The sequence below is a fragment of the Paenibacillus sp. FSL R5-192 genome, assembly GCF_000517845.1.
GTDB lineage: Bacteria > Bacillota > Bacilli > Paenibacillales > Paenibacillaceae > Paenibacillus > Paenibacillus amylolyticus.
Window position 1 is genome coordinate 1 of the sequence record NZ_ASPR01000074.1, and the last position, 3,496, is coordinate 3,496.

Genomic DNA, 3,496 nt, shown 5'->3' on the forward strand with positions numbered 1-3,496 from the left:
CAACCACATCCACTTGATATTTCTTGCCAGCAATCACGATGCGGTCTGGACTTACCAATGCCGGATCACTCGGTTCCCTGACATCAACACTAGTCTGCAAAAGAAGAACAAGGGAAGTTGTAGATAGAAGACCAGGTTCTTCTTGTCTCAGCTGAGCAGAGACATGTTGAGCGAAACCAATGATATCCCCGGCTACGAGTGTAAACTCAGGTTTGCCCTTGGGATTGTCATTCGAATCGAACTCCTGCATGTACCTTTGAACTTCCACGGTAACGTTCGTTTTGATTAAGGAACAGTATTTGTCTTTGGTTGCAGTATAACGGAGAGTTTGGACCAATAATGTCATATCATTCTGCACGACATCCCCAGGTAATACAGGGGACTTAGGAGCGAAAAGGCCGTTGTACATGTACTCTTTACCGAGAACCGTAGTCGCCTTTGTTTCTCTGGACAGAATGACTTTATCCTGTTCCCCATTTACAGTGCAGGGAGAGTGTCTATGGACGAAATCTTTAAACATCAGAAACGCCGCCTTTCCTTCTCCCTAGTGGGACCAGACAACATAAATAATGGGGCATCCATGGTCTCTTGAAAACTAGAGATCAAGCCGATGAATTCATTTGCCTCTTCAACGAGTTGTGAGGCACGTCTATCCCAATTAACTGCCTGATTTTCGAAAGAGAAATCGAAATCTTTCATCGTTTTTTTGATTCTAGCAGCCATAGATGGAGCCAGTATAGCAGCAACCATACAAATAGCTGCTGCATATACATAGGCTTGATCATCACCAATCAAATCAGCGTAATCTGGAACTTGCTTTACAATCCTCGCTTCAGCGATTGGTAAAACAGAAATAGCGTCTATGTCGGAGTCAGATATTACATCCTCACTAACGCCTAGACGCCCTCTTATTTCTTCGTGATATGTTTCTGTCGTAAGTATCTTATTCGCCACCAGCGGCACCGCCAGTTGCGGCAATGGCCTCTTTCAATTCTTCGATGCTCATTTTTGTGTAGCCGGTGATTTTCATTTCTTTAGCAACAGATTTCAATTCCTTTAGCTCATCGTCCAAATCACCATTTTGAATATCGGATTGCAGTTCAGCAATTTGGGCCAAAAGCTCCGCTTCGCGCTTCTTCGATTCGTCCAACTCTTCCTGAAGATTTAGTTCACGTTCGGACGCAGTATGTGTAGAAGCTATATCGCCCTCAATAATCTCAGCTAAGAGCTTTCCCGTTGCAGCATTTCGAACTTGCCTTTTAGCAATCTCAACAAGTCCAGCAGGGGCATCTTCTACGATATCACCGGCGTTGTAATCCCCAACAGCATCGACCAAAACTTTTACGATAGTCATCAGTTATTCCTCCCTTACGCCACTGTAGCAAAGATATGCCAGTTGACGTATTTCAGACGCGGCAGCACAGTTGCACCGTTGATTACTTGCCATTGGTCAGGGTCGCCTTGAATCAGTTTTGCCAGCGCGAATTTTCCAGTGTGACCAGTGAAGATGTCCTCGTAGTTGTTCGGACTGGTCACTAGGTCCATGATAGATCCTGTCATGCCTTGACCAATGATGATTACGGCGTTGTCAGGGATGAATGGGTAGAATGTTCCTGTATCGTCAATATAACCGCCATCATATACTTCGTATTGAAGACCATTCAGGTTTTGGCTGACGATTTCTGAAAGCGAACCATCTGTAACAATATCTTTGCCGTAGGTGAATTTGATCAAATCGCGGATTTTTTCGTTTTGCTTCAAATAACTGTCCACTTTTTTATTAGCTACAATTTTAACACCTCTTGCGCCACTTCCCCTGAATCTAAGAAGCCATTCATCCAAGTTTTTTAAAGGATCAGCAGTTGTTGTATTGCTCCAAAGAACATCAGCAGTAGGCTTGTTATTTGCCGGAACACCATAATCGATTGTGCGAGAAGGTTTATTCGCAGTTGCGGGAACAACAAGGCTACCCGTAAGTGATTGCCAACGCATCCATTCAAACCGAGTTTCGAGACGTTGGTTGAGATTCACCATTTTTTCAATCATGTATTCTTCGCCCCATGTTTGTTCAAGGCTGTTTCCCGGCTTACGAAGGGTAGCAATTTTTTCTCGGTCGATGATTGCCTTCTCACGCCATTCCTGGTTGGTGAATTCCATTTGTTTCACAACAGGAGCGGAATGGATCGGTGAGGGATCATTGAGTCCAGTAGGTGGAGTCATGCCGGTATCGTCGTAGGTAACGTCATATTTAATTGTCAGCCCGAGTTCTGGTTTGAAATCCACACCATTTGTCAGGATTTGAGCACCTCGAAAACTGTTAATATCTGTCCGAATGTTCTGAACTACTTCCGTAAGGAAGTACGGGTCGAGTACGTTTGCCATTTATGTTGTTCCCCCTTATACAAAGTAGCAAAGCTTCAGCGCTGTTTTAGCCGCTGCATCAATGCCGGTCAATTTTGATTCAGTAAAAATTCCAGCAATCCACGCTGAAGCGCCGATATCGGTAAGCGTAGTATTCTGATCATTGTCCAAAATGCAAACCGCGTCTTGCGAACCATCGGATGCTGAAGAGAGATAGGGAACGAATTTATTAGTAGCCGTTACCCTTCCAAGGACAGTACCTTTCTTAATCACTCCGTTTCCTTTTGCAAGCAACACGCCGCCGGGAATTCGTGCTTGTAAGTCCGTGGAAGCAAGAACTTCTACAAATTCCTGCGTGTGAATTTGACCAGGTCCCGGTGCACCATTGTATTGAGATCCAATCATATTACTTATCCCCCTTCAGCAGATTACTTCTGCCTGTATTTTTGAGAGCAGCTATAGCATCAGCTCTAGCCGCTTCCTTTGCCTCTGTTTGGAGTTGTTCTGGTGTCTTTTGACCAGCAGCCTGCGCGTTAGTTGGCGCTGTTCCATTGGCAGCTCCTGCAGGAAGATCAGGGTTATCACCCTCGGTATGACGACCACCACCACCCAATGCAGCTTGAGCCTGAGCTTCGTAAGTCGCGCCGATTTTTTCAATCTCAGATACTGGTAAGTGGGACAGCATAGCTTTCATGGTTTCCGTATTAAACGCTTCTCCCAACGCACGTACACCAGCACCGCAAGCTTGCTCCGTAACCTTTGTCTTGTAGACTGCACCATCAGCAGCCTGAGCGCTAAGTGAAGCCAACTTTGAGGTAATGTCCGCATCATTTTCAACGCCCAGCGCAGCCCGGACTTGTCCGAGTATACTATTCGCAGCAGTCAGCGCGATTGTTTGAGTTTGTGATGCTGCCAAAGTAGCCTTTTGTTCTTCGTTCACAGTGTCATCTCCTTCGACCTTTGTTTTGGCCTGTTCTAATGTTTGGTGCTGTTTGGATACAAATGCATTCATACCGCCTTTATTGCTAAAAAAATAAAAGACGCGTCCATCGCCATCCAGCGACTTCGCATCTAGAGGAAGTGGTTCATATTCAGTTTGCTGTTGGACCTCATTATCTTCTTGAATCTTTGACGA

5 protein-coding genes and 1 pseudogene are annotated in these 3,496 nt (G+C 45.2%); all 6 read right to left on the bottom strand.

What is annotated here, in order from left to right; genetic code table 11:
- Nucleotides 1–520: hypothetical protein (locus tag C161_RS27715; protein WP_036674325.1), on the bottom strand; the 520-nt coding region annotated here is incomplete at its 3' end.
- On the bottom strand, nucleotides 520–978 hold the full coding sequence (locus C161_RS27720; RefSeq protein ID WP_235193964.1) for a hypothetical protein: 459 nt from the start codon (nucleotides 976–978) through the stop codon (nucleotides 520–522). The genes C161_RS27715 and C161_RS27720, both read right to left, overlap by 1 nt.
- Complete coding sequence (locus tag C161_RS27725; RefSeq protein ID WP_036674326.1) at nucleotides 944–1,354, bottom strand: hypothetical protein; 411 nt, start codon at nucleotides 1,352–1,354, stop codon at nucleotides 944–946. The genes C161_RS27720 and C161_RS27725 overlap by 35 nt, the downstream gene beginning before the upstream one ends.
- A gap of 14 nt (nucleotides 1,355–1,368) precedes the next feature.
- Nucleotides 1,369–2,382 (bottom strand): major capsid protein, encoded by a 1,014-nt coding sequence (locus C161_RS27730; RefSeq protein WP_036674327.1) that lies wholly within the window; start codon nucleotides 2,380–2,382, stop codon nucleotides 1,369–1,371.
- Nucleotides 2,383–2,397: 15 nt separating this feature from the next.
- Nucleotides 2,398–2,766 (bottom strand): head decoration protein, encoded by a 369-nt coding sequence (locus C161_RS27735; RefSeq protein ID WP_036674328.1) that lies wholly within the window; start codon nucleotides 2,764–2,766, stop codon nucleotides 2,398–2,400.
- A gap of 1 nt (nucleotide 2,767) precedes the next feature.
- Nucleotides 2,768–3,496 (bottom strand): annotated as a pseudogene (locus tag C161_RS32680) (hypothetical protein); the annotation flags it as partial.

What these genes read in the sequence shown, in the direction of transcription:
- C161_RS27735 (WP_036674328.1), bottom strand. Translation starts at nt 2,766, where the DNA reads ATGATTGGATCTCAATACAATGGTGCACCGGGACCTGGTCAAATTCAC.
- C161_RS27730 (WP_036674327.1), bottom strand. Translation starts at nt 2,382, where the DNA reads ATGGCAAACGTACTCGACCCGTACTTCCTTACGGAAGTAGTTCAGAAC.
- C161_RS27725 (WP_036674326.1), bottom strand. Translation starts at nt 1,354, where the DNA reads ATGACTATCGTAAAAGTTTTGGTCGATGCTGTTGGGGATTACAACGCC.